The organism is Flavimobilis rhizosphaerae, from assembly GCF_014852685.1.
In the GTDB taxonomy this organism is placed as follows: Bacteria; Actinomycetota; Actinomycetes; order Actinomycetales; family Cellulomonadaceae; genus Flavimobilis; species Flavimobilis rhizosphaerae.
Genome location: NZ_JACZDF010000005.1, coordinates 23563 through 48097, shown reverse-complemented (window position 1 = coordinate 48097; position 24535 = coordinate 23563). Strand labels below are relative to the sequence as shown.

The window sequence follows — 24535 nt, the reverse complement described above, 5'->3', positions numbered from 1 at the left end:
GTGTCGTGCGTCAGGGTGCCGGCGGCGCGGGAGGTGCCGGCGGCTGCTCGTCGTCCTGCGCGGGGGGTTGCGGCTGGTACGTCGGTGCCGGAGCCTGCGACTGGTAGGGCGGTGCGGCCGAGGCAGCGTGTGCCGGGGGCTGCGCCGCGGGGAACCCGGGCTGCTGACCCCGCGCGGCATCCGGGTTGAACGGGCGCCCCGAACGCTGACCTGCGGTCGTCGCGTCGGCCGTCGCGGCCTCGGCCTCGCGACGTGCCTCGGCGAGTGCCTCGGCAGGGTCGCGCAGCCCGGACGACTCGAACGAGAGCCGCTCACGGCGCCGTGCTGCGGCCGATTCCGGGTCGTCGGCCGCGGACACCGGCGCGGCCGGTGCCGTGCCGCCGAGACCGGCGGTGATGGCGCCGAGCGCCGCCGTGAACTCCGTCGGGACGAGCCAGAGCTTCGAGGAGGTGCCGTTGGCGATCTCGGGGAGCTTCTGCAGGTACTGGTACGCGAGGAGCTTGGGGTCGGCGTCGCCAGCGTGGATGGCGTCGAAGACCTGGAGGATCGCGCGCGCCTCACCCTCGGCCTCGAGGATGCGCGACTGGGCGGCACCCTCGGCGCGGAGGATCGACGCCTGCTTCTCGCCCTCGGCCGTGAGGATCTGCGACTGCTTGACGCCCTCGGCCGTGAGGATCGCGGCACGACGGTCACGCTCGGCGCGCATCTGCTGCTCCATCGAGCCCTGGACGGACGCGGGCGGGTCGATCGCTTTGAGCTCGACGCGGTTGACGCGGATGCCCCAGCGGCCGGTCGCCTCGTCGAGGACGCCACGGAGCTGGCCGTTGATCTGGTCACGGCTCGTGAGCGTCTGCTCGAGGTCCATCGAGCCGATGACGTTGCGGAGCGTCGTCACGGTGAGCTGCTCGATACCGACGATGTAGTTGGCGATCTCGTAGACGGCCGACTTGGGGTCCGTCACCTGGAAGTAGATGACGGTGTCGATGCTCACGACGAGGTTGTCCGACGTGATGACGGGCTGCGGCGGGAACGAGACGACCTGCTCGCGGAGGTCGACCTGGGCGCGGACCCGGTCGACGAACGGGATGAGCAGGTGGAGTCCGGCCTCGAACGAGTGCGAGTAGCGGCCGAGCCGCTCGACAAGCCAGGTCTGAGCCTGCGGGACGATGCGGACGGACTTGCCGATGACGATGAGGACGACGATCGCGAGGACGATCGCGAGGACGATCCCGAAGTTGAGGGTGACATCCTCAGGCATGGAGCGGCTCCCTGGTTCGTGGTGGCGGTGCAGGCGTGCGGTGCGGCCGGGTGCGCGACGTCACGCCCCGTGTCGGATGTGCGTCAGGCCGACGCGGGATGGTCGCTGTAAGTGACGATCGCGATCGCGCCCGCGATGCGCACGACGCGCACCTCGGTGCCCGCTGCGATGACGGCGTCGCCCTCGGTGCGGGCGGACCAGACCTCACCCGCGAGCTTGACGAGGCCGGCGTGCTCGGAGACGTCGTCGACGACGATCGCATCGCGCCCCACGAGGGCCGCGGCGTTCGTCTCGGGAAGGTTCTCCCCACGCTTCCGCAGCGACTTGAGCATGAAGGGTCGCAGGGCTGCGAGGAGGATCGTCGAGACGATGGCGAACACGACGACCTGCCAGACGAGGTCACCGTCCGCCGCCGCGACGACCGCGGCACCGAGGGCACCACCGGCGAACATGAACAGCACGAGATCGAGGGTCATCGCCTCGATCGCGACGAGCGCGAGCATGATCGCGACCCACCAGTACCAGTCCATGGCTCCCCCTCCGTGGTCACGCCGACGCCGACGGACCGCTTTGCCGTAACTTTACCAGCAGCAGGGTCGCTTGTCCTGCGAAAAAGCCTGCTGGGTCAGCGTCCGCGCGCCGAGAACCGGGCGCCGTCGCGCGTCACCACGAGAGGCAGGCCGAACGCGTCGGACAGGTTCTCGCTCGTGACGACCTGGTCGATCGGACCGGCGAGGAACGCGCGGCCCTCCCGCAGCAGGAGCGCGTGCGTGAAGTGCGGCGGGATCTCCTCGACGTGGTGAGTGACGAGGACGAGCACGGGCGAACGACGGTCGCTCGCGATCTCGGCGAGCGCCGCGACGAGCTCCTCTCGGCCGCCGAGGTCGAGACCCGCGGCAGGCTCGTCGAGGAGCAGGAGCTCGGGGTCCGCCATGAGCGAGCGGGCGATCTGCACGCGCTTGCGCTCGCCCTCGCTCAGGGTGCCGAACGTCCGACGCTCAAATCCCGAGAGACCGAAGAGACGCAGCAGGTCCTTCGCACGGCCGTGGTCGACCTCGTCGTACCGCTCGCGCCAGCGGCCCGTCATGCCGTACGCGGCCGTGAGGACGACGTCCTCGACCGTCTCGACCGCCGAGATGTTCTCGGCGAGGGCGGCGCTCGCGAGACCGATCCGCGGCCGCAGCTCGGAGACGTCAACCCGGCCGAGCCGCTCACCGAGGATGTCGGCGGTGCCCCGCGTCGGGTGCATGCGAGCGGCGGCGATCTGCAGGAGCGTCGTCTTGCCAGCACCGTTGCGGCCGAGGACCACCCACCTGTCGGTGTCATGGACTGTCCAGGAGACCTCGTCGATGATGTTGGTTCCGGAGCGGCGGACGGTGACGTCGTGCAGGGCGAGGACCTCGGTCATGCCCCGAGCCTAACGGCGACGCCCCCAGGACGGGTCGCGGCACCCCGACGTTCCGCCGGGACGTGAGCGGCGCCACCCCGCGCGCGCCCGGCACGTCGGTCGAGGAGCTGCATCAGCGTCCCTCGAGCACCGACCGGTAGACGTCCATCGTGCGGTCGCCGATCGCGGTCCACGCGAAGTGGTCCTCGACCCGACGACGCGCGGCAAGGCCCATCTCCGCAGCGCGCGCCGGGTCGGAGACGACCTGGACGAGGGCGTCGGCGAGGTCGTCGACGAAGCGATCCGGGTCGGTCGGCGTGCCGGTGCCGTCCTGGACCTGGTCGATCGGGACCAGCAGTCCTGTGACGCCGTCGTCGACGACCTCGGGGATGCCGCCGGTCGCGGAGCCGACGACAGGAAGCCCGACGGCCATGGCCTCGAGGTTGACGATGCCGAGGGGCTCGTAGATCGACGGGCACACGAAGACGGTGCACGCTGCGAGGAGCGCGACGAGCGTCTCGCGCGGGAGCATCTCCTCGATCCACACGACGCCCGAACGGCGCTTCGAGAGCCCGGCGACCGCGGTCGAGACCTCCTCGGCGATCTGCGGGGTGTCGGGCGAGCCCGCGCACAGGACGAGCTGGACGTCGGCGGGCAGCTGCTCGGCCGCGCGCAGAAGGTACGGCAGGCCCTTCTGGCGCGTGATACGGCCGACGAAGACGACGGCCGGACGGCCGGGGTCGACGCCGAGGCCGCGCACGGCGTCGTCGCCGACGCGGGCCGCGTCGCCCGTGGGGCGCTGCCACGCGTCGAGGTCGATGCCATTGTGGACGACATGGACGCGTGCGGGGTCGATCGACGGGTAGGCGCGCAAGATGTCGGCGCGCATCCCGCCCGAGACCGCGATGATCGCGTCGGCGGCCTCGTACGCGGTGCGCTCGGCCCACGACGACAGGGCGTAGCCGCCGCCGAGCTGCTCGGCCTTCCACGGCCGCAGCGGCTCGAGAGAGTGCGCCGAGATGACGTGCGGCACGCCGTGGAGCAGCCCGCCCAGGTGCCCCGCGAGGTTCGCGTACCAGGTGTGCGAGTGGACGAGGTCCGTCCCTGCGACGCCCGCGGCCATCTCGAGGTCGACGCCGAACGTCGACAGCGCGGGGTTCGCGGCCGCGAGCTCCTCGGGCGCCGTGTAACCCGTGACACCCGGCTGCTCGACCGCGTCGCGCGGACCGTCGAAGCAGTGGACACGGACGTCGGCGTGCGCACGCAGCACCGCAGAGAGCTCCGCGACGTGCACGCCGGCACCGCCGTAGACGTAAGGCGGGAACTCACGGGTCAGAAGATCGACTCTCACAGGACGAACCGTAGCGGGCCGCGCGCCCTGAATCACGACCGGCACGCGCTGGTCCACCCAAGGTGGCCGGAAGATGTCCGACCGGCGACATCCTTCGCGTCGGTGGTCCCGGAACACCCCGCGTGCCACTAAGGTTTCGTCATGGCTGCTCCTCGGGTCCTGGCAATCGTCCTTGCAGGCGGAGAAGGAAAGCGGCTGATGCCACTGACGGCGGACCGGGCCAAGCCCGCGGTGCCGTTCGGCGGCATCTACCGCCTCATCGACTTCGCGCTGTCCAACCTCGTGAACTCGCACTACCTGCAGATCGTTGTGCTCACGCAGTACAAGTCGCACAGCCTCGACCGGCACATCTCAAAGACCTGGCGCATGTCACACCTGCTGGGCAACTTCGTAGCACCGGTCCCCGCGCAGCAGCGAGTCGGCAAGCACTGGTACCTCGGCAGCGCCGACGCGATCTACCAGTGCCTCAACATCATCCACGAGGAGAAGCCCGACATCGTCGTCGTCGTCGGTGCCGACCACGTGTACCGCATGGACTTCTCCCAGATGGTCGACGCGCACGTCGAGTCGGGCGCCGAGCTCACGGTCGCGGGCATCCGCCAGCCGATCGGCCTCGCGGACCAGTTCGGTGTCATCGACACCGATCCCACGGACCCTACGAAGATCCGCGCGTTCCTCGAGAAGCCGACCGACACTGTCGGGCTCGCGGACTCCCCCGGCGAGGTCCTTGCGTCGATGGGCAACTACGTCTTCACCGCCGAGGCGCTCGTCGAGGCCGTGACGCGCGACGCCGACGACACCTCGAGCCGCCATGACATGGGCGGCGACATCGTCCCCGCGTTCGTCGCGCGCGGCACCGCGTCGGTCTACGACTTCATCCGCAACGACGTGCCCGGCTCGACAGACCGCGACCGTGACTACTGGCGCGACGTCGGGACGCTCGACGCGTACTACGACGCGAATATGGACCTCATCGCGACCCGGCCCGTCTTCAACCTCTACAACAGCGACTGGCCGCTCTACACGGGCTACGTCGGGCTGCCGCCCGCGAAGTTCGTCCACGCGGGCGCAGGTCGCCTGGGGCACGCGGTCGACTCGATCGTCTCCCCCGGCGTCATCGTCTCGGGCGCCCAGGTCTCGGGCTCGATCGTCTCCCCGGGGTCGCGACTCCACTCGTGGTCGATGATCGCGGACTCGGTCATCCTCGACGGGGTCACGGTCGGCCGCTACGCGCAGGTCAACCGCTGCATCATCGACAAGAACGTCGTCATCGAGGAGAACGCGCGCGTCGGCTTCGACGCCGAGGCCGACAGGGCCCGCGGCTACACGGTGACGGAGTCCGGCATCACGGTGATCCCCAAGGGCTCACGCGTCACCCGGTGACGTTGCTTGTCGACGACGCCCCCGGCCGTGCGGCCGGGGGCGTCGTGCGTGTGGGGCGTCGTACGGCCGGGCGCCGTTCTTCCGGGGTGCGTGCGTCCGCGTGGCGGGCCCTCCGGACAGTGCGTCCGGGTGCTCCCTATTCTTGGCCCGTGACCACTCCCCAGGCAGACCGCTGGCTCCTCGTCATGGACGTCGACTCCACCTTCATCACCGCGGAGGTCATCGAACTCCTCGCCGCCCGCGCGGGCGCGCTCGAGGAGGTCGCGGACGTCACGGGCGCCGCGATGCGCGGCGAGATCGACTTCGGTGAGTCGCTCGAGCGTCGCGTCGCGCTCCTCGCCGGCCTGCCGACGTCGGTGTTCGACGACGTCCTCGCGCAGGTGACGGTGACGCCGGGCGCGCTCGATCTCGTCGCCGAGGCGCAGTCGCGCGGCTGGGTCGTCGGGCTCGTCTCGGGCGGGTTCGAAGAGGTCGTCCTGCCTCTCGCGGCGCGCGCCGGCATCACGCACGTCCGCGCGAACCGGCTCGAGGTTGCCGACGGCGTCCTCACGGGCCGGACGACCGGACCCGTCATCGACCGCGAGGTCAAGGAAGAGACGCTGCGTGCGTTCGCGGCGGACGAGGGCATCGACATGTCCCGGACGATCGCGATCGGCGACGGCGCGAACGATCTTGCGATGATCGGTGCGGCCCAGATCGGCATCGCGTTCGACGCGAAGCCCGTCGTGCGTGCGCAGGCGCCGTTCAGCGTCGACGGTCCGCGTCTCGACGCGGCGCTCGCGATCATCGACCGCGAGATCGCAGCGCTCACGAGCTGAGCCCAGCACCACCCGCCACCACGGTGTGCACCGGAGCACCCCGGGTCCCGTCCGTCCCTTCTCGACGGATGGACGCGCATCCCCCGTTCAACAGGCGTGCGGCGTCAATCCGTCGGGAAGATCACCGCGGGTCGTCAGACCTGCGGGCGGAAGACGCCCGCGAGGCGGGCGCTGCCACGTCCCCACCCGTCCCACGGGCCCTCGGCCCGCAGGACGCTGAGCGACGCGGTCGGCACGCCTGCGCGCACCTGTGCGACGGCCGACGAGTCGGAGCCGTCGCCCGCGAGGTACGCCGCGAGGCCCGACACCGCGGGCTCGTGACCGACGACGAGGAGCGTGCGCACGCGCGCGTCGACGCCGCGCACGGCCTCGAGGAGGTCGCCCGCAGACGCCGCGTAGAGCTCGTCGCGCAGGTCGACCTCCGGTGCGATCTCGCGCAGGCCGGCCTGCGCGAGCTCCCACGTCTGCCGCGTGCGGAGCGCCGTCGAGACGAGGACGACCTCGGGGAGAAGCCCCGCGTCCTGAAGGTGGTGCCCCACCGAGGACGCCTGCCGGCGTCCCGTGAGGGCGAGCGGGCGGATCTCGTCGGAGCCGCCCTGGGCGGGCTCGGCCTTGGCGTGGCGGAGGACGACAAGCGTCCGCGTCGTCGTGGGCATGGAACTAGAGTCCCATGGCGTGGACCCCGCCGTCGACGTGGACGATCTCGCCGGTCGTCGCGGGGAACCAGTCGCTCAGGAGCGCCGCCACGGCGCGGGCGGTCGGCTCGGGGTCCGTCTGGTCCCAACCGAGGGGCGCACGCTCGGGCCAGCCGCCCTCCATCTTCTCGAAACCGGGGATGGACTTCGCGGCCGTCGTGCGGATGGGGCCGGCGGAGACGAGGTTGACGCGGATGCCGTCGGGGCCGAGGTCACGTGCGAGGTAGCGCGACGTCGACTCGAACGCAGCCTTGGCGACACCCATCCAGTCGTAGACGGGCCACGCGAACGATGCGTCGAACGTGAGGCCGACGATCGAGCCGCCACCGGTCATGAGCGGCTTCACGGCGACCGCGAGCGACTTGAGCGAGAACGCCGAGACCTCGAGGGCGGTGGCGACGTCCGCCCACTCGCCCGCGAGGAAGTTGCCGCCCATGACGGACTGCGGAGCGAAACCGATCGAGTGGACGGCGCCGTCGAGGTGGTCGACGTGCTCGCGCAGCCGGTCAGCGAGCGACGCGAGGTGCTCGTCGTCGGTGATATCGAGCTCGATGACGGGCGCCGGTGCGGGGAGCCGCTTGGCGATCGCCTGCGTGAGGCGCATCTGCCGACCGAAGGACGTGAGGACGACCTCGGCCCCCTCGAGCTGGGCGAGACGCGCGACGTGGAACGCGATCGAGTGGTCGGTGAGGACACCGGTGACGAGCAGCTTCTTGCCCTCGAGGAGGCCCATGGTCTTGTTCCTTTCGTCACGCACGCGGGCGGCGTCGGCCGGGGCCGTGCGCACCCTCGCGCGGGGAGTTCCGCAGAAGAGGATATCGGTGGTCAGTGGCCCATGCCGAGGCCGCCGTCGACGGGCACGACGGCGCCCGAGACGTAGGCGGCCTCGTCGGAGGCGAGGAAGTGGACGACGCCCGCGACCTCCTCAGGCTGCGCGAAGCGGCCCGCGGGGATCGACGCCTTGTACTGCGCCTGGCGCTCGGCCGGCAGCGCGTCCGTCATGGCGGTCTCGATGAAGCCGGGGGCGACGACGTTCGCGGTGATGCCGCGGCCGCCGAGCTCGCGCGTGATCGATCGTGCCATGCCGACGAGAGCGGCCTTCGACGCCGCGTAGTTGACCTGGCCGGCGCCGCCGTAGAGGCCGACGACCGAGGAGATGAGGACGATGCGGCCGCGACGCAGGCGGATCATGCCCTTGGAGGCGCGGCGCACGCAGCGGAACGTGCCCGTGAGGTTGACGTCGATGACCTGCTCGAACTCCTCGTCGGTCATCCGCATGAGGAGCTGGTCCTTGGTGACGCCCGCGTTGGCGACGAGCACCTCGACGGGGCCGAGCTGGGCCTCGATCTCGGTGAACGCCGCGTCGACGGCCGCGGTGTCGGTGACGTCCGCGATCGCGCCGACGACGCCCTCGGGCAGGTCGCCGCCGCGGTAGATCGTCGCGACGCGGTCGCCCGCGGCGACGAAGCGCTCGGCGATCGCCCGGCCGATGCCGCGGTTGGCGCCGGTGACGAGGACGGTACGGGGCTCGGTCACGGGGGACCTCCTGGGGTGGGTGGGTGCGGTGCGTCGTCCGCAGGCGCAGGTCGACGTGTCGACCGAGGTACGACACGCGTTCGACGCTACCCGCGCGCGGTGGGCGCGCACGTGCACGGCGCACGCACGCGCCCCGCGTGCTCGTTGTGGGGTTCCTACAAGACGTGGGTCAGTGCCGGGCCGCTGGTCCCCGTCCGAGCGTGCGCAGCGTCTCGGCTCCCGTACGAACGAGCTCGGCGTCCGGGTCGTGCGCGACCTCCCAGTGGTCGATGCCGCCGAGACCTTGGGCGACGGCCCACCGGGTCTTCGCCTCGATCGCCGTCGGGTCGTCGAACGTCCACCACTCGCGACGCTCCGCGTCGTAGCCGTACGTCGCGTTGAACCGCCCGTCGACCATGTCGTGGACGATCTCGAGCCCGCGCTCGCGCAGGCCGTCCCAGCCGAGCGCTGCCGAGCCGTCGGGCTGGGTCGCGAGGCCCTCGGCGGGGCCCCACGGCTCGCGCTCGCAGCCGCGCCAGCCGTAGCCGTAGTCGGCCATGCCGAGGTTGAGCTGCGCGGGGTCGACGCCTGCGTCGACGTAGGTCGCGACGACGGTCTCGAGGCCGCGTCCGCTGCCACGCGCCGGGTCGGGGTCCGGGTAGACGTTGCCCTGGTGCCCGGGGGTCGCGTCCCACGGGCCGCGGAGGTCGTAGCCCTGGAGGTTGCCGAAGTCGAGGGCCTGGAACATCTCGGGGGTCGCCCAGCCGCCGGCGACGGCGGCCTCGGCGCTCGCCGGGAGGAACGCGGAGATCTCGAAGGTCCGGCCCGTCTCGGTGCCGAGGTCGTCGAGCGCCGTGCGCAGCTCGGCGGCGAACGCGAGGAAGTTCTCGCGGTCGTGGTCGAGGTCGACACCGTTGCCGGGCATCTGGGTCTCGGCGGGCATGGCGGGCCACTCCCAGTCGAGGTCGATGCCGTCGAAGATCCCGGCGGCGCTGCCCGGGCCGCCGCGGCCGTCGACGAGCGGCAGGTTGCCGCGGAGCCACACGTCGACGAGCGACGCGACGAGCGCCGTGCGGCGCTCGGGCGTCGCGACGGCCGCGGAGAACGAGCGTGACCACGCCCACCCTCCGAGCGACACCAGCACGCGCAGGTGGGGCAGCCGGTCCTTGAGGAGCCGCAGCTGGTGGAGGATCCCCGCGAGCGGCTGGTCGAGCGTGTCGGCGACGCCCGCGACGGAGTCCTCCGCGCTGAAGAGGTGGAGCATCTCGGCGACGAGGTTCCCGGCGATGTCCGTCTGCCCTCCGTGCGGGGCCTCGTGGTCGGAGAGGAACGCCGTGTATGGCTGGACGCCGTCGAGGCCGCGGACACCGCGGGCGCGGGCGGCATCGAGCGCCTCGGCGGATCCCGCGACGTTCACGAAGGCGTAGTTGAGGTGCGTGAGGTGCGCGCCCATGTCCCCGTCGACGAAGAGCCGCCTGAGTGTCGGGCCACCAGGAACGGTGGCCTTCCACGACGCGTAGTAGCCGACGCTGCGGAAGCCGTCGAGGATCGGGGTGACGTCGGACAACGTGGGACTCCTTCGCTCTGCGCACCGACGGGTGTCCCCGTCATCGGACGCGTCGGCGCGCCCGGCCCCAGCATCCCGGGTGGCAGCGCTCCGACCCTGCATGACGCGCCCGAGGTCCGTGCGGCGCCGCCTTCCGCCACGGGCGCGGACGCGCCGATCCCCGCACCGGCGGTGACGACTAGACTCGGACGGTGGGACGCAGAGGATCGGAGCAGGTGCATCGCGTGAGCGACGCCCCCGAGCCGCTCGCGGTCGAGCAGGCGCGTCGCATGCGCTCGTACCTCATCCAGATGGGCATCCGCGTCGTGTGCATCGCGCTCGCTGCCGCCGTGCCGTCGTGGCCGCTGCGCTGGGTGTGCATCGCCGCAGCCGTCGTCCTGCCCTACACGGCCGTGCTCATCGCGAACGCGGGACGCGACCGACGGACGACAGGTCCGGTCACGCTCGACCCGCGGGCCCTGCCCGCGGCGCCCCACGACGACGCCGCACCCGGCGGCACCGCGGACGGCACGACGCCGCCCCCGACGACGGAGGACCGATGACTGCTCAGGACTCGCCCACGCCCGCCGACGAGCTCGTCTGCTCGGGCAAGGGCTGCCGCGCCGAGGCGGTGTGGGCCGTCCTGTGGCGCAACCCCAAGATCCACACGCCCGAGCGCCGCAAGGTGTGGCTCGCGTGCGACGACCACCGCGACCACCTCGAGAACTTCCTCGACCTGCGCGGCTTCCGGATCGACACGGTCCCGGTCGACGAGCTCGGACCGTCCGACGGATGACGGCCTCCCCCAGCACCGAGGTCCACCGCACACGCTCGCTGCGCGAGTGGCTCGTCCTGCTCGTCGGCGTGCTCGTCGTCGCGGCCCTGTGCGTCGCTGCGGGCCGCTGGCAGTGGAGCCGGTACGAGACGAAGAAGGCTCGCGTCGACACGATCCAGGCGAACTTCTCGGCGACGCCCGTTCCCCTCGGAGACCTCCTCGCCCCTGGCGAGGTGCTCGCCGCCGGAGACCAGTGGCGTCCCGTCGAGCTCCAAGGCTCCTACGTGCCGGGCGCCGAGGTGCTACTGCGTAACCGACCCGTCGGATCGACGCCCGGCTATCACGTGCTCGTGCCGTTCGAGGTGGCTGATGACCCGGCCGTCACCGTCGTCATCGACCGCGGCTTCGTGCCCATGGGGTCCGACGGTGCCTCCCCGGCCGACGTTCCCGCGACGCCGACAGGCACGACGACGGTGATCGCGCGACTGAGGCTCGACGAGGCCCCGAGCGACCGCGGCGCTCCCGCTGGTCAGGTGCAGCGCATCAACGTCGCCCAGGTGCTCGCGACCGCAGGCCTGCCGGCGACGACCGCGACGATCGGCGGTTACGGCGCGCTCGTCGTCGAGGACGGCGAGCCGGCTCCCGGACTGTTCCGGCTCCCCGACCCCGACCTCGACCTCGGCTCGCACCTGTCGTACACGTTCCAGTGGTTCGTCTTCGCGATCGGAGCGATCGGCGGGTTCCTCCTGCTCCTGCGGCGCGAGCGCCGCGAAGCGACGGCACGCGCGGCTGCAGCCGCCGGTCCCGTCGTCGTGCCCGACGACACTCCCGACGACGTCGCGGCCTGGCTCGACCCGTCCCGCCGAAGCGCCGAGCCCTCGCGGTCTCGCCGCCGCGCGAGCAGACCATCGGACGAAGAGATCGAGGACGCGGAGGCCGAGCGCCTGGGGCGCTGAGCCGGAGGGGGTGAGCGCCGACGTCCCGAGGGTGCCTCGGGCGCGCACGGTCGCCCGCATCCACATCCGCGACCGCTCGAGCGGCCAGGGATCACGCGAGCGCGACGAGCTCCCGGTACGTGTCGTTCCACAGGTCCTCGTCGCCGTCGGGCAGCAGGAGGACGCGCTCGGGCGTGAGTGCGTCGACCGCGCCCTCGTCGTGCGTCACCATGACGACCGCGCCCTCGTAGTTGCGCAGCGCGCCAAGGATCTCCTCGCGGCTTGCGGGGTCGAGGTTGTTCGTCGGCTCGTCGAGCAGCAGGACGTTCGCGGAGGAGACGACGAGCGTCGCGAGCGCGAGGCGCGTCTTCTCGCCGCCCGAGAGCACCTTCGTGGGCTTGTCGGCGTCGTCGCCCGAGAAGAGGAACGAGCCGAGCACGGAACGCACCTCGGTGTCCGTGAGGTCGGGCGCGGCGTGACGGAGGTTCTCGACGACGGTCGCGTCGAGGTCGAGCGTGTCGTGCTCCTGCGCGTAGTAGCCGATCTTCAGGCCGTGGCCGGGCACGACCTCGCCCGTGTCGGGGTTCTCGACGCCCGCGAGGATGCGGAGCATCGTCGTCTTGCCGGCACCGTTGAGACCGAGGATGACGACACGCGAGCCGCGGTCGATCGCGAGATCGACGCCCGTGAAGACCTCGAGCGAACCGTACGCCTTCGTGAGACCCTCCGCGGTGAGCGGCGTGCGGCCGCACGGCGCGGGCTTGGGGAAACGCAGCTTGGCAACCTTGTCGGAGACGCGCTCGCCCTCGAGGCCCTCGAGGAGCTTCTCGGCGCGGCGCAGCATGTTCTGCGCGGCGACTGCCTTCGTCGCCTTGGCGCGCATCTTCTCACCCTGGGCGGCGAGCGTCGCGGCCTTCTTCTCGGCGTTCGCGCGCTCGCGACGACGACGCTTCTCGTCGGTCTCGCGCTGCTTGACGTACGCGTCGTAGCCGAGGTTGTACTGGTCGATCGTCGAGCGGGTCGCGTCGAGGAAGAAGACCTTCGTGCACACGACGCGCAGGAGCTCGACGTCGTGGGAGATGACGACGAGCCCGCCCGAGTAGGTGCGCAGGTACTCGCGCAGCCACACGATCGAGTCGTGGTCGAGGTGGTTCGTCGGCTCGTCGAGCAGCAGCGTGTCGACGCCTGAGAAGAGGATGCGGGCGAGCTCGACACGTCGACGCTGACCACCGGAGAGCGTGCCGATCGGCTGGGCGAGGACGCGCTCGTCGAGGCCGAGGTTGACGGTGATGCGCTCGGCCTCGGACTCGGCGGCGTAGCCGCCTGCGGCGAGGAAGCGCTCCTCGAGGCGCGGGTAGCGTTCGAGCGCTGCGGCTTGCGTCTCTGGATCGGCCGACGCCATCTGGCCCTCGGTGTCACGCATCGCCGTGATGATCTCGCCCAGGCCGCGCGCGGAGAGCACGCGGTCCATCGCGAGCTGCTCGGGGTCGGCGGTGCGCGGGTCCTGCGCGAGGTACCCGATCTCGCTCGACCGCGTGATGGTTCCGCCGGTCGGCTGGGTCTCCCCCGCGAGCGTCTTCGTGAGCGTGGTCTTGCCGGCGCCGTTACGGCCGACGAGCCCGATCCTGTCGCCTGACGCCACACGGAAGGACGTCGGCTCGAGCAGGAGACGGGCTCCGACCCGGATCTCGACGCCCTGGGCGGTGATCACTGCAGGTTTCCTCCGAACTCACGCGGCCCGCCCTGTACGACGGCACAAACGCGCTCGATCTTACCGGTGCGTAGCGTGCGTGACGACGTGATTTCGCCGACCTTGGAGGCCCCGTGACCGCTCCCGCCACAACTCGTACCCCCCGCCGCACCCCCGCCGAGCGTGCGCGTGACCTTGCGCTCATCGCGACGTTCGCTGCGCTCACGGCCGCCTGCGCGCTCACGTCGGTCGCGTTCTCGGCCGTCCCGGTTCCGGTGACGCTCCAGACGTTCGCGGTGCTGCTCGCGGGCGCGGTGCTCGGTCCATGGCGCGGCACGGCGGCGATCGGCCTCTACCTCGCGGTCGGCGCGGCCGGTCTGCCGGTGTTCGCGGGCGGCACGGGCGGTCTCGCATCGTTCGCGGGTCCGTCGGGCGGGTATCTCATGGCGTTCCCGTTCGCGGCGCTCGTCGTCGGTCTCGCGGTGCGCGCGGCAGGCCGACGTGGCCCTCTCGGCACGGGTGTCGCGGTGGCCGTGGGCGTCACGGCCGCGACGGCCCTCACGTATGCGGTCGGCGTGCCGGTCCTCGCGGCCCGCACCGCGATGGACGCGGCCGCGGCCTGGACGTTCAACTGGGGCTTCGTGCCGTTCGACGCGGTCAAGGCTGCGCTCGTCGTCGTCGCCGCGCCCGCGGTGCTGCGCGCCTTCCCGATGCTGCGGGGGGCCCGTGCGCCGCGAGCGCTCGCGCCGGAGATCGCCGCCGCGTGAACCGTTCCCGGACGTCCGTGGGCGGGACCGCGGTCCCGCCCACGGGCGTGCTCGAGCTCGACGGTGCGGGCGTCGCCGTCGTCGACGGCGAGGGCGGCACCCGCACGCTCCTGCACCCGACGACGCTCACGCTCAGCGAGCGTCGCGTCGCTGTCGTCGGCGCGAACGGCTCGGGCAAGTCGACACTCGTACGTCTGCTCGACGGCCTGCTCACGCCGACGACGGGCGCCGTGCGCGTCCACGGCCTCGACACGCGGCGCGACGGCGCGCGCGTGCGCGGGCTCGTGGGGCTGCTCTTCGCGGACCCCGAGGCGCAGCTGCTCATGCCGACGCCGCTCGAGGACGTCGCGCTCTCGCTGCGGCATCTGCCGCGCCGCGAGCGCACCGAGCGTGCGACGGAGCTCCTCGTGGACGTCGGCCTCGGCGGCCACCTCCACCAGCCGGTCGCGACGCTCTCGGGTGGGCAGAAGCAGCTGCTCGCGCTCACCTCCGTGCTCGCAGCCGAGCCCGCGGTGCTCCTCGCCGACGAGCCGACGACACTGCTCGACCTGCGGTGGAAGGCGCACGTCGAGGCGCTTCTCGACGCTCTTCCCCAGCAGGTCGTCACGGTGACGCACGACCTCGAGGCAGCCGCGCGGGCCGAGCGCGTGGTCGTCGTCGACGGCGGGCGCATCGTCGCCGACGGCTCCCCCGCCGCGGCGCTCGCGACCTACCGCGACCTCATGGCGGGGCTGCCGCCCGAGCTCGCTGCCAGGGACGCACGATGAGCCGCGTCCGCGTCGCGACCCCGCTCGGTCTCCACATCCCAGGTACGAGCGTCGTTCACCGCGCGCCCGCGGGGCTCAAGCTCGCGCTCCTCGCGGCACTCGGCACCGTCGTCGCGTTCGTCCGCGAACCGCTGCCGGCGCTCGGGCTGCTCGGGTTCGTTGCGGCGACGTGGCTGCTTGCTCGCCTCCCCCTGCGCGCGCTGCGCCAGGTGCGGGGCGTCGCCGTGCTGCTCGTCGCACTCGGGGCGTTCCGATGGTGGGCCGCAGGCCCGGGCGCGGCCGTCGGCATGGTCGCGGGCCTCTCCGCCGTCGTCCTCGCGGCTGCCGTCGTCACCGCGACGACCCCGACGGACGAGATCGTCGCCGTGCTGGTGCGTGGCCTGCGTGCGCTCGCGCGCGTGCCGCTCCTCGGGCGTGTCGTCGTACCCGAGTCCTTCGCGCTTGCCGTCGCACTCGTGCTCCGCACGGTGCCGACGCTCCTCGACGTCGCGCAGGGCGCACGCGACGCGGCGCGCGCCCGCGGTGTCCGCGGTCCGCGGGCGTGGCTGCTGCCGACGCTCCTGAGGACCGTCGGGCACGCAGTCCGCACGGGCGAGGCGATCCACGCGCGGGGGCTGCTCGACACGGCTCGTACCAGTTGACCGGTCCGCTTCACCCGGGCTTCCTGGGTGCGATCGCACCCTCGGCGCTACCGTGTGCACATGACGTTCAACGACGACGCCCGCTTCGACACGAGCAAGGTGAGCAAGCGCTCGGGCGGCAAGGGCATGGCCATCGGCGGCGGCGGCAGCATCGCCGTCATCCTGCTCGTCGTCGTCGCCCAGCAGTTCGGCCTCGACCTCTCCGGCCTCGTCGGCGGAGGCACGTCGAACATCGCGGTCGACGGCAGCACGAACGGCGACCTCTCACGCTGCTCGACCGGTGCCGCGGCGAACCAGGACGACGAGTGCCGCGTCGTCGGCGCCGCGAACTCGCTCGACGCCTACTGGGCAGCGGAGTACCCGCGTATCGCGTCCGGGGAGTACCGGACGCCGCACGTCAACCTCTTCGAAGGCTCGGTCTCCACGGCGTGCGGCAGCGCATCGTCGGCCGTCGGCCCGTTCTACTGCCCCGGTGACGAGGACATCTACCTCGACACGTCGTTCTACAAGACGCTGCGCTCGCAGCTCGGCGCCGACGGCGGAAGCCTCGCGCAGATGTACGTCGTCGCGCACGAGTGGGGCCACCACATCTCGACGCTCACGGGCGCGATGGCTGCCGCGGAGCGTGGCGGCTCGGGCCCGACGAGCGACTCCGTGCGCATCGAGCTCCAGGCCGACTGCTACGCGGGAGCGTGGGTCGGCGCGGCCGCCACGACAAAGGACGACGCGGGCACGACGTTCCTCAAGCCGCCGACGAAGGCGGAGATCGCCGACGCCCTCGACACCGCCTCCGCGATCGGCGACGACGCGATCCAGGGCCAGTCTGGCTCCGTCCGACCCGAGTCGTGGACGCACGGTTCCTCCGAGCAGCGCCAGCGCTGGTTCACGACCGGCCTCGAGCAGGGCGCCGGCGCGTGCGACACGTTCGCGGTGAGCGGCAACAAGCTCTGACCGAGGTGCTCCCACCCTCCCCGCCCGGACCCGTCCGGGCCGGCGCCGACGCCCGTGCGCTCGTCGACCGTCACGTCGCGCTCGTCGATCGGGCGCGCGCCGTCGTCACCCACCTCGACGACGTCGCCGTCGCGGTCGCCGCGTGGGTGCGCGACGACGAGGCCCGACGGGTCCGCGACGAGCTGAGCCGGGTACCCGTCGGGCGGCTCGGCGAGACGACCGAACGCAACCTGCGGCTCACGGCCGTCGAGAACGCCGGCTACGCGACCGCCGCGGACTTCCTCGGGGTGAGGCCGGAGACGTTCGACGCGATCCCGGGCGTCGGCGATGCGACCGCGCGTGGCGTCGTCGCGGCCGTCGACCAGCTCGCCAAGGCCGCCGTGACGCTGCGGCCCCTGCGCATCACGCTCGACCGCGCCGGCCTGCCGGAGCCGCGCGAGGCCCGCGACCTCCTCGCGCTCCTGCGGCGGTTCCAGCGGGTGACCCCGCTCGTCGCACCGCACCGACGAGAGCTCGACGACTACGTCCGCTTCGGCGGGCAGGCGACGCACGACGCCGCTCCCGCACGCCACGCCGCCCGCATGCTCCTCACGCTGCCGCGCACCCGCAGGGCCGCGCACGCCGCCCTCGCGCGCCTGCAGGAGTGGGACGAGCGCATCGCCATCAACGACCTGCCGGGGATCGTCGCCCGCGCCGAGGCCGAAATCGCCGCCACCGACCCCGCGGGCATCGCGCTCGCCGAGGACTTCGCACGCCGCTCCGCGGAGTACTTCACGACGCTCCAGGAGATCGTCCCGCACGCCGCGGGCGTCCTCGCGGCACGCGGCCTCCTGCCTGCCGACCTCGTGGCACGCGTCGACGCCCACCCGCTCGACACGTCGCTGCTGCGCGTCGCGCTGCGCGGCTACCAGGAGTTCGGTGCGCGCTTCGCGCTCGAGCAGGGCCGTGTGCTGCTCGGCGACGAGATGGGTCTCGGCAAGACGATGCAGGCGCTCGCCGCGATCGCGCACCTCGCGGCCGACGGCCACCGGCGCTTCCTCGTCGTGTGCCCGGCGTCGCTCCTCGCGAACTGGGAGCACGAGATACAACTGCGGACCTCGCTCGCTGTGCACCGCGCTCACGGCTCGGGGCGCGCGGACGCGCTTGCGGTATGGGAGCGCGAGGGCGGCATTGGCCTCACGACGTTTGAAGGCCTCGCTCACGTCCCGCTCCCCGGTACGTCCGACGACGATCCGGGGCTCTCCCCCGACCTTGGGCGCGTGGGACTGCTCGTCGTCGACGAGGCACAGCAGGTGAAGAACCCTCGTGCCGCCCGGTCCAAGCTTGTCGCGGCGTGGGCACAGCGGTGCGCGCGCGTGCTGCTCATGTCCGGCACGCCGATGGACAACCGGCTTGAGGACTTCCTCGCGCTCACGGAGTTGCTGCAGCCGGGGCTCGCGGCGACGATCCCCAAGCATCTTGGGCTCGTCGGGCCCGAGGCCTTCCGACATGCGGTCGCGCACGTGTACCTGCGCCGCAATCAGTCCGACGTCCTCGTTGAACTGCCCGGCATTGTCGCGTCTGACGACTGGGTTGAGCTGAGGGAACCCGAGGAGCGCGCGTACCGCGCGGCAGTCGAGGCAGGCAATCTCATGGCGATGCGTCAGGCCGCGTGGCACCCGACGGCGGGCGAGTCGCCGGCAAAGCTCGACCGCCTCCTTGACCTCGTCGACGAGGCGCTGGACGAGGGGCACTCCGTCCTCGTCTTCTCCTACTTCCGCACGACGCTCGATCTTGTGTCCGCCACGCTCGCGGCTCGCGGGGTAGCGGTCCACGGCCCACTCACGGGCGACGTGCCCGTCGCCCGGCGCGGGGAACTTGTTGACGCCTTCACGTCCGACGACACCGCGGTGCTCGTCGCGCAGATCTCCGTGGGCGGCACCGGGCTCAACCTGCAGGCGGCAAGCGTCGTCGTCCTGTGTGAACCGCAGCTCACGCCGACGCTTGAGGACCAGGCGATCGCCCGCGCGCACCGCATGGGTCAGGTGCGTCCGGTGCGCGCGCACCGGCTGCTCGGAAGCGACGGCGTCGACGAGCGCATCGTCGAGATACTTGGCCGTAAGCGTGAGGTGTTCGACGACTACGTGCGTGTGTCCTCCCTCGCTCAAGCCGCCGTCGGATCGATCGACGTCGCACGCGGCGACCTCGCCCGCGAGGTCGTCGCCGCGGAGCAGGCCCGGCTTGGCTACGGACCGTGGTGGGACGAACTCAATGAGCCCTCTCCCCCGACCTTATCTCCGGACCAGCCAGAATCGCCGCAATTACCCCTGCGCTATCGTGCACCTGAGTAACATAGTCACATGGCAATGAAGCGCGAATACGGGTACAGGGAGTACGACGACTCTCTGAGACCAGGCAAAGGCGGCGAAAGCAACTTGCTCTTCGACAGTGACGGCAATCTCGCCGGGCATGCGCCCTTCTGCGGATCCACGGAGGATCCCGAAGACGACACTAATGACTCCAGCGACGAGCCTGAGGACACCTCATTGTTGCCCGTTATATCCGGACTCGCGCTAGTTGTTACAGCAGCCGCCGGTGGGGTCAAACTCTGGAACCATCTCCGAGCAAGGCGCCAAGCCAAGAAACTCAAAGCTGCACCCAAGGCCGACCTAGCCACAGATCCTCAGAAAGAACTGGGCGACACCTTGGGTATCGACTTCTCCGCCCAGGATGCGCTGCTTGAGGATATCGACGCACTGACGAAGTCAACTCAACAAGCAACCCCCGAGCCGGATTGTCTGGCGGACGACACCCTCAACGCTGCGGTCAACGACGTCCAGAGCGACTCGCAGTCTGAACTACGTTCACACAACGCATAGAGGCTCACCACTCAGCCGCGGCGCACTGAAGTGCTCACGCGGCCTCGTCGGGGAGTTCCTCGATCTCTTCCAGCTGGAACTGAGTCGAATCCTCCTCCGACTCGCCCCGGTCGAGGTCACGCGGCACAACCTTACCCATGGCCTTTTCGACGAGCTGGCACAACCGCTCACGCCGCTCAACGAAGTAGGAATCGAAGTCGTTTGCCCGCAGCAGACCGGCCGGGACAAGGTGTGCCTCGACAAGGCCATCCAGTTTCTCCGACTGAATCTGAGCCTTCTTCTCGATGACGGCCAAGTAGTCCGACGGCGCAGCCCCACCAATCGTCCGATTCGTCACGGCAGATATGGCCGTCTTGTTGACGATGCTCTCGCGGCGCTCGTCGTCGATCTTGTGCTCTTCACACCACTTCTTCGGGAAGATGTGATGGATATCGACTGCAAGGTCCACGTACTGCACCAGGTCGAGAGCCTTGTCCTCCATCCAGTCTCGCGCTTCGTTTCCAAGGAGGAGCGCGTAAATACCCTTGTACGCTGCCGCGCCCCGGGTGCGCAGCGAATGGAGTCGGGACTCCACGAACGTTGCGTCATTCACAGTGTTCGGTGTCACTGCATCGGCGTCACCGCGCGCCCAGCCGGGGACCTGTTCAAGGTCTCGCACGAATCGCGTCTCAATAGCCCCGCCGTACAGCTCGCCCAGAATGCCGCACCAGAACCAACGAACAAGCTTCTCGCGGGTTCCAATCAGGTCTGCTTCACTTCCCATGACGACCCGGATGGCCGCGAGCGGTACGAGCTGTTTCGGGTACGGCAGGAAGCGAACATCGAAGATGTGCCGGTCCGCAAGGAAAGTTGACACCCATACGAAGGCCTCGCGAAGCGGCTCCACCCACTCCAGGTAGTCCTCGAGGGTGAGCTTCAGAACATCCTCACGCTTAGCTGAGACTGCTGGCGGACGGCTACTCGTGTCCTGGAGGTTTCGCTTCCGCGTCGTCAACAAGGTCACTGCCTGGAGGAAGTCGGTGCTCTCTAGGCCCGCAAGAACGGAGTAGCGCGAGAACCTTGACTGCGTTTCCTTCCAGTCGTCGTTGAGCCGGAAATCGGTTCCGTGCCTGTGGAAGTACGCCGCGTCCCCCGCGAAGGTGGCCGTTAGCAGTTCGAAGACATTGAGCGGGAGCCCGCCGACATTGACCTTCTCGAAGACAGTCGCCACGGCAGCTTTGCTGGTGTCCTTGTCGAGCTCGATCGCCGGGATGTTGTACGTTCCAACCGGCTTCACGACCTTGTTGTTGAAGTCCTTTGCGAGGTCTCGATCGTCAAGGTCGAAGAGCCACGACATCGCATCGCCGAACAGCAACCGGACCGGGAACAGACCCTCTGCCCGTTCCTTGTCCGGCGTGGACACGTCCCGGACGATGTCCCGGCCGAAGTTCTCACGTTCGATACCGTCGCCGGGGAGAGACAAGACTGCCTCGTCCATACGGTCCTCGCCCTGAACCGCCACTTCCATGTCGATGAAGTACTGGCGGTCCATGAGTTTGCCGCGACTATCCATCGTATGAACAACGCCGCTCCCGGTCAGGGCCTGCGTAAGCGACGTAAGGCGCTGCTGACCGTCGAGGAGCAGCGTCTCTGGCCCAACGCTCGTAAGCGCGCCCACCCCCTCGATAGGTCGCGGCTTAAACCGAATCTGGTCGTTACCCGTCTTGAGCAGCATCACAACACCGAGCGGGTGACCACGCAGGATCGTCACCAGCAGCTGCCTAATCCGCTCGTCCTCCCACTTGTACCCACGCTGGAAGTCAGGAAGCTGGATCTTCCCGCTCGTCGTCCACTTCAGGTAGTCACTTAACTCATAGAGCGGGGTCTGAAATCCCACGGCGTCTCCACATCGGTCAGGCGACAAAGCGCCACCCGTACTTGACTTTGGGTACTTCGTTAATACTGCCGCATCACCCGGGAACCTGATGCAAGCCGGTTCAGGACAGTTGATTCACTATAGGGAGGGGTAAGCGTATTGCGACGGCTACGCTCCGCGCCGACCATTGTGGCCGTGCTCTCGCATCCGGACCACGCCGAGCGCTCCGACGATGACGCCCACCAGCACGAGCCAACTGCGGGCCGCACCCCCTTCCAGGAGTGCGGCCCTCGCCACGTGCCGATCGAGCTCTCAGACGTTGAAGCCGAGCGCGCGCAGCTGGTCGCGGCCGTCGTCCGTGATCTTCTCCGGGCCCCACGGCGGCATCCACACCCAGTTGACGCGGTAGCCGTCGGTGAGGCCCTCAAGGGCCTGACCGGTCTGGTCCTCGATGACGTCCGTGAGCGGGCAGGCCGCCGACGTGAGCGTCATGTCGATGACGGCGTGGTTGTTCTGGTCGACGGTGATGCCGTAGACGAGGCCGAGGTCGACGACGTTGATGCCGAGCTCGGGGTCGATGACGTCACGCATCGCCTCCTCGACGTCGGCGGCGTTCACCGGGCTGGGGGTCGTCATGCGTGCTCCTCGGAGGTCGGAGTCGTGGTGGTCGGGGTGGTGTGCGCGGCGGACGCGGTGGCCTGCGCCTCGCCGACGGTTCCGGTGCGCACGAGCGCGTCGCGCAGCGCGGCCCAGCCGAGCAGTGCGCACTTGATGCGGGCGGGGAACTTCGAGACGCCCGTGAACGCGGTCGCGTCGCCGAGGCGATCCTCCGCGTCGTCGTCGTCGAGGCCCTTGCCGCGCGTCGACATGAGGTCGCGGAAGAGGTCGCCGAGCGACTCCGCCTCCTCGACCGTCGTGCCGGACGCAAGCTCGGTCATCACCGAGAGCGAAGCCTGGGAGATCGAGCAGCCCTGGCCGTCCCACGTGATCGAGTCGATGCGCGGGGTTCCGTCGGCGGGCGACACGGCGACGCGCAGCGTCACCTCGTCGCCGCACGTCGGGTTGAGCTGGTGGGACTCGCCGCACGCGTGCGCGGCGTCGGCGTCGAGCAGGCCGCGACCGTGCGGAGCCTTGTAGTGGTCGAGGATGACCTGCTGGTAGAGCTGTTCCATCGCGCTGGCAGACATTGATGTTCCTCCTAGGACAGACCGAAGAACGTCCGGACCCCTGCGAGGTGTTCCCGCAGCGCCGCGATGTCGTCGAGCGTCGTGTACACAGAAGCTGACGCGCGCGTCGTCGCCGCGACGCCGAAGCGCCGGTGGAGCGGCTGCGCGCAGTGGTGGCCCACGCGGACGGCGATGCCCTTGTCGTCGAGCACCTGCCCGACGTCGTGGGAGTGGACGCCTTCGACGACGAACGACACGACCGCCAGACGGTCCGTCGTGTCCGTCGGGCCGATGACGCGCACGCCCGGCAGGTCCACGGCCTCGAGGAGCGCGCGCGTGAGTGCGACCTCGTGCGCGGCGACGTGGTCCATGCCGAGCTCGAGCAGGTAGTCGGCGGCGGCGCCCATCGCGACGGCCTGCGCGACCGGCTGCGTGCCGGCCTCGAACCGCTGGGGCGGCGGCGCGTACGTCGTCGCCTCCATCGTCACCATCTCGACCATGGATCCGCCGACGAGGAACGGCGGCATGATCTCGAGGAGCTCGCGGCGGCCGTAGAGCGCGCCGACGCCCGTGGGCCCGAGCATCTTGTGCGCGGAGAACGCCGCGAAGTCGACGTCGAGCGCCTTGACGTCGACGGGCAGGTGCGGCACAGACTGGCACGCGTCGAGCACGACGAGCGCCCCGACCTCCCGCGCCCGCGCGACGAGCGGCGCGACCGGAGTGATGGCGCCCGTGACGTTGGAGACGTGCGTGAACGCGAGGATCTTCGTGCGCTCCGTGACAACGGTCGCGGCGTCCTCGACGCGGATATGACCGTCGTCGTCGACCCCGAGCCAGCGGAGCGTCGCACCCGTGCGGGCGCACAGCTCCTGCCACGGCAGAAGGTTCGCGTGGTGCTCGGCCTCGGTGACGACGATCTCGTCGCCCGGGCCGACCGCGAGGCGGCGCGCCGCCTGGCCCCCACGCCCGAGGCTCGCGTTGCCGATCGAGTACGCGACGAGGTTGAGCGCAGCCGTCGCACCCGACGTCCACACGATCTCGTCCGTGTCCGCGCCGACGAGGCGCGCGACCGACTCGCGGGCCTTCTCGAACGCGTCGGTCGCCTCCTCGGCGAGCTGGTGGGCTCCGCGGTGCACGGCAGCGTTGCGCTGGAGGTAGAAGTCCTGCTCGGCGTCGAGCACCGGGTCAGGCTTCTGAGCCGTCGCACCGGAGTCGAGGTAGACGAGCGGCCGCCCGTCGCGCAGGGTGCGCGCGAGCAGCGGGAAGTCGGCGCGCACCGCGGCGAGCTCGACGTCGCTGAGCATGTCTTACCGCCTCGTGGTCGTGGGCCTCACCGGCCCGGAAGAGTGCTGGGATGGTGCGGCGGAGCATCAGGGACGCTCCGCCGCACCGGGGCCGGGCGGTTGCCCGGCGTTGCTCACGCGTGCGTGAGGAAGCGGTCGTAGCCCTCGTTCTCGAGACGCTCGGCGAGCTCGGGGCCGCCCTCCTCCGCGATCCGGCCGTCGACGAAGACGTGGACGAAGTCCGGCTTGATGTAACGCAGGATGCGCGTGTAGTGCGTGATGAGGAGCGTGCCGACCTCGCCGGTTGCGGTGACGCGGTTGACGCCCTCGGAGACGATGCGCAGCGCGTCGACGTCGAGGCCCGAGTCGGTCTCGTCGAGGATCGCGATCTTCGGCTTGAGAAGCTCCATCTGGAGGATCTCGTGGCGCTTCTTCTCGCCGCCCGAGAAGCCCTCGTTGACCGAGCGCTCCGAGAACGATGCGTCCATGCGGAGGTTCTCCATGGCGGCCTTCATGTCCTTGACCCAGTGGCGCAGTGCCGGGGCCTCACCGTCGATCGCAGTCTTCGCGGTGCGCAGGAAGTTCGACACCGAGACGCCGGGAACCTCGACGGGGTACTGCATCGCGAGGAACATGCCGGCGCGGGCACGCTCGTCGACCGACATCTCGAGGACGTCGGCGCCGTCGAGCGTCACCGTACCGCCCGTGATCGTGTACTTGGGGTGGCCCGCGAGCGAGTACGCGAGCGTCGACTTGCCGGAGCCGTTGGGCCCCATGATCGCGTGGACCTCGCCAGCGTTGATGGTGAGGTCGACGCCGCGGAGGATCGGCTTGGGGCCTTCCTTCGTCTCGACGCTGACGTGCAGGTCGCGGATCTCCAGAGTGGACATTGTT

At 70.5% G+C, this 24535-nt stretch carries 25 protein-coding genes; 11 read left to right on the top strand and 14 right to left on the bottom strand.

What is annotated here, in order from left to right; translation table 11 throughout:
• Positions 1–10 precede the first annotated feature (10 nt).
• The 4 genes from IGS67_RS09970 to glgA form a co-directional block, all read right to left on the bottom strand.
• Positions 11–1258, bottom strand: a complete 1248-nt coding sequence (locus IGS67_RS09970; RefSeq protein ID WP_192280317.1) for an SPFH domain-containing protein — start codon at positions 1256–1258, stop codon at positions 11–13.
• 83 nt (positions 1259–1341) lie between these two features.
• Positions 1342–1788 carry an NfeD family protein gene (locus tag IGS67_RS09965; protein WP_192280314.1) on the bottom strand — a complete coding sequence of 149 codons (447 nt, stop codon included), beginning with the start codon at positions 1786–1788 and terminating at the stop codon, positions 1342–1344.
• Positions 1789–1883: 95 nt separating this feature from the next.
• The gene (locus tag IGS67_RS09960; RefSeq protein ID WP_192280311.1) at positions 1884–2666 is read right to left on the bottom strand and encodes an ABC transporter ATP-binding protein; all 783 of its coding nucleotides are present in this window, start codon (positions 2664–2666) and stop codon (positions 1884–1886) included.
• A gap of 112 nt (positions 2667–2778) precedes the next feature.
• A complete protein-coding gene (glgA, locus tag IGS67_RS09955; protein WP_192280295.1) occupies positions 2779–3996 on the bottom strand; it encodes a glycogen synthase in 1218 nt (405 codons plus the stop codon).
• 141 nt (positions 3997–4137) lie between these two features.
• On the opposite strand from glgA, the gene glgC reads away from it, so the two are divergent.
• Positions 4138–5379 carry a glucose-1-phosphate adenylyltransferase gene (gene glgC / locus IGS67_RS09950; RefSeq protein ID WP_192280293.1) on the top strand — a complete coding sequence of 414 codons (1242 nt, stop codon included), beginning with the start codon at positions 4138–4140 and terminating at the stop codon, positions 5377–5379.
• Positions 5380–5528: 149 nt separating this feature from the next.
• The gene (serB, locus tag IGS67_RS09945; protein WP_328742331.1) at positions 5529–6197 is read left to right on the top strand and encodes a phosphoserine phosphatase SerB; all 669 of its coding nucleotides are present in this window, start codon (positions 5529–5531) and stop codon (positions 6195–6197) included.
• Positions 6198–6331: 134 nt separating this feature from the next.
• Here the strand turns inward: serB and IGS67_RS09940 are convergent, their stop codons facing one another.
• From IGS67_RS09940 to IGS67_RS09925, 4 genes are all read right to left on the bottom strand, one after another.
• Positions 6332–6853, bottom strand: coding sequence for a SixA phosphatase family protein (locus tag IGS67_RS09940; protein WP_192280291.1), 522 nt, complete (start codon positions 6851–6853; stop codon positions 6332–6334).
• A 4-nt stretch (positions 6854–6857) separates the two neighbouring features.
• Positions 6858–7625, bottom strand: coding sequence for an enoyl-ACP reductase FabI (fabI, locus tag IGS67_RS09935; protein WP_192280672.1), 768 nt, complete (start codon positions 7623–7625; stop codon positions 6858–6860).
• A gap of 92 nt (positions 7626–7717) precedes the next feature.
• Positions 7718–8428: a 3-oxoacyl-ACP reductase FabG gene (gene fabG, locus IGS67_RS09930; protein WP_102508845.1), complete on the bottom strand. Its 711-nt coding sequence runs from the start codon at positions 8426–8428 to the stop codon at positions 7718–7720.
• Positions 8429–8597: 169 nt separating this feature from the next.
• A complete protein-coding gene (locus tag IGS67_RS09925) occupies positions 8598–9974 on the bottom strand; it encodes a glycoside hydrolase family 18 protein (protein ID WP_192280288.1) in 1377 nt (458 codons plus the stop codon).
• Positions 9975–10198: 224 nt separating this feature from the next.
• Between IGS67_RS09925 and IGS67_RS09920 the strand changes: the two genes are divergently transcribed.
• From IGS67_RS09920 to IGS67_RS09910, 3 genes are read left to right on the top strand one after another with little or no spacing between them, the layout of a single operon-like run.
• Positions 10199–10516: a DUF3099 domain-containing protein gene (locus IGS67_RS09920; protein ID WP_328742328.1), complete on the top strand. Its 318-nt coding sequence runs from the start codon at positions 10199–10201 to the stop codon at positions 10514–10516.
• Positions 10513–10749 carry a hypothetical protein gene (locus IGS67_RS09915; protein ID WP_192280285.1) on the top strand — a complete coding sequence of 79 codons (237 nt, stop codon included), beginning with the start codon at positions 10513–10515 and terminating at the stop codon, positions 10747–10749. The genes IGS67_RS09920 and IGS67_RS09915 overlap by 4 nt, the downstream gene beginning before the upstream one ends.
• Entirely contained in the window at positions 10746–11684 is a 939-nt protein-coding gene (locus IGS67_RS09910; RefSeq protein WP_192280281.1) for an SURF1 family cytochrome oxidase biogenesis protein, read from the top strand. Before IGS67_RS09915 ends, IGS67_RS09910 begins: the two co-directional genes overlap by 4 nt.
• A gap of 91 nt (positions 11685–11775) precedes the next feature.
• On the opposite strand, the gene IGS67_RS09905 is transcribed toward IGS67_RS09910, so the two are convergent.
• On the bottom strand, positions 11776–13374 hold the full coding sequence (locus IGS67_RS09905; RefSeq protein ID WP_192280272.1) for an ABC-F family ATP-binding cassette domain-containing protein: 1599 nt from the start codon (positions 13372–13374) through the stop codon (positions 11776–11778).
• Between the two features lie 113 nt (positions 13375–13487).
• Between IGS67_RS09905 and IGS67_RS09900 the strand changes: the two genes are divergently transcribed.
• Genes IGS67_RS09900 through IGS67_RS09875 form a run of 6 tightly spaced genes read left to right on the top strand, consistent with a single transcriptional unit; the run spans position 13488 to position 19337 of the window.
• Positions 13488–14120 carry a biotin transporter BioY gene (locus IGS67_RS09900; protein ID WP_192280269.1) on the top strand — a complete coding sequence of 211 codons (633 nt, stop codon included), beginning with the start codon at positions 13488–13490 and terminating at the stop codon, positions 14118–14120.
• Positions 14117–14887, top strand: coding sequence for an energy-coupling factor ABC transporter ATP-binding protein (locus IGS67_RS09895; RefSeq protein WP_328742324.1), 771 nt, complete (start codon positions 14117–14119; stop codon positions 14885–14887). Before IGS67_RS09900 ends, IGS67_RS09895 begins: the two co-directional genes overlap by 4 nt.
• Complete coding sequence (locus tag IGS67_RS09890; RefSeq protein WP_192280267.1) at positions 14884–15528, top strand: CbiQ family ECF transporter T component; 645 nt, start codon at positions 14884–14886, stop codon at positions 15526–15528. Before IGS67_RS09895 ends, IGS67_RS09890 begins: the two co-directional genes overlap by 4 nt.
• Before the next feature lie 60 nt (positions 15529–15588).
• On the top strand, positions 15589–16479 hold the full coding sequence (gene ypfJ, locus IGS67_RS09885; RefSeq protein WP_192280265.1) for a KPN_02809 family neutral zinc metallopeptidase: 891 nt from the start codon (positions 15589–15591) through the stop codon (positions 16477–16479).
• A gap of 5 nt (positions 16480–16484) precedes the next feature.
• Complete coding sequence (locus tag IGS67_RS13985; RefSeq protein ID WP_192280260.1) at positions 16485–18809, top strand: DEAD/DEAH box helicase; 2325 nt, start codon at positions 16485–16487, stop codon at positions 18807–18809.
• Between the two features lie 9 nt (positions 18810–18818).
• On the top strand, positions 18819–19337 hold the full coding sequence (locus IGS67_RS09875; protein WP_192280257.1) for a hypothetical protein: 519 nt from the start codon (positions 18819–18821) through the stop codon (positions 19335–19337).
• Positions 19338–19371: 34 nt separating this feature from the next.
• Here IGS67_RS09875 and IGS67_RS09870 read toward each other — a convergent pair whose 3' ends face one another.
• From IGS67_RS09870 to sufC, 5 genes are all read right to left on the bottom strand, one after another.
• On the bottom strand, positions 19372–21213 hold the full coding sequence (locus tag IGS67_RS09870; protein WP_192280254.1) for a GmrSD restriction endonuclease domain-containing protein: 1842 nt from the start codon (positions 21211–21213) through the stop codon (positions 19372–19374).
• 291 nt (positions 21214–21504) lie between these two features.
• The gene (locus IGS67_RS09865) at positions 21505–21828 is read right to left on the bottom strand and encodes a metal-sulfur cluster assembly factor (protein WP_102508856.1); all 324 of its coding nucleotides are present in this window, start codon (positions 21826–21828) and stop codon (positions 21505–21507) included.
• Positions 21825–22379, bottom strand: a complete 555-nt coding sequence (gene sufU, locus IGS67_RS09860; RefSeq protein WP_328742320.1) for a Fe-S cluster assembly sulfur transfer protein SufU — start codon at positions 22377–22379, stop codon at positions 21825–21827. Before sufU ends, IGS67_RS09865 begins: the two co-directional genes overlap by 4 nt.
• 11 nt (positions 22380–22390) lie before the next feature.
• Positions 22391–23662: a SufS family cysteine desulfurase gene (locus IGS67_RS09855; RefSeq protein ID WP_192280249.1), complete on the bottom strand. Its 1272-nt coding sequence runs from the start codon at positions 23660–23662 to the stop codon at positions 22391–22393.
• Positions 23663–23775: 113 nt separating this feature from the next.
• A complete protein-coding gene (gene sufC, locus IGS67_RS09850) occupies positions 23776–24531 on the bottom strand; it encodes a Fe-S cluster assembly ATPase SufC (RefSeq protein WP_192280246.1) in 756 nt (251 codons plus the stop codon).
• Between the last annotated feature and the right edge of the window lie 4 nt (positions 24532–24535).

Bases quoted from the DNA above. Each gene is read 5' to 3' on its own strand.
- IGS67_RS09970 (WP_192280317.1), bottom strand. From the start codon at position 1,258: ATGCCTGAGGATGTCACCCTCAACTTCGGGATCGTCCTCGCGATCGTC.
- IGS67_RS09965 (WP_192280314.1), bottom strand. From the start codon at position 1,788: ATGGACTGGTACTGGTGGGTCGCGATCATGCTCGCGCTCGTCGCGATC.
- IGS67_RS09960 (WP_192280311.1), bottom strand. From the start codon at position 2,666: ATGACCGAGGTCCTCGCCCTGCACGACGTCACCGTCCGCCGCTCCGGA.
- glgC (WP_192280293.1), top strand. From the start codon at position 4,138: ATGGCTGCTCCTCGGGTCCTGGCAATCGTCCTTGCAGGCGGAGAAGGA.
- IGS67_RS09940 (WP_192280291.1), bottom strand. From the start codon at position 6,853: ATGCCCACGACGACGCGGACGCTTGTCGTCCTCCGCCACGCCAAGGCC.
- fabI (WP_192280672.1), bottom strand. From the start codon at position 7,625: ATGGGCCTCCTCGAGGGCAAGAAGCTGCTCGTCACCGGTGTCCTCACC.
- IGS67_RS09915 (WP_192280285.1), top strand. From the start codon at position 10,513: ATGACTGCTCAGGACTCGCCCACGCCCGCCGACGAGCTCGTCTGCTCG.
- IGS67_RS09910 (WP_192280281.1), top strand. From the start codon at position 10,746: ATGACGGCCTCCCCCAGCACCGAGGTCCACCGCACACGCTCGCTGCGC.
- IGS67_RS09890 (WP_192280267.1), top strand. From the start codon at position 14,884: ATGAGCCGCGTCCGCGTCGCGACCCCGCTCGGTCTCCACATCCCAGGT.
- ypfJ (WP_192280265.1), top strand. From the start codon at position 15,589: ATGACGTTCAACGACGACGCCCGCTTCGACACGAGCAAGGTGAGCAAG.
- IGS67_RS09875 (WP_192280257.1), top strand. From the start codon at position 18,819: ATGGCAATGAAGCGCGAATACGGGTACAGGGAGTACGACGACTCTCTG.
- IGS67_RS09865 (WP_102508856.1), bottom strand. From the start codon at position 21,828: ATGACGACCCCCAGCCCGGTGAACGCCGCCGACGTCGAGGAGGCGATG.
- sufU (WP_328742320.1), bottom strand. From the start codon at position 22,379: ATGTCTGCCAGCGCGATGGAACAGCTCTACCAGCAGGTCATCCTCGAC.
- IGS67_RS09855 (WP_192280249.1), bottom strand. From the start codon at position 23,662: ATGCTCAGCGACGTCGAGCTCGCCGCGGTGCGCGCCGACTTCCCGCTG.
- sufC (WP_192280246.1), bottom strand. From the start codon at position 24,531: ATGTCCACTCTGGAGATCCGCGACCTGCACGTCAGCGTCGAGACGAAG.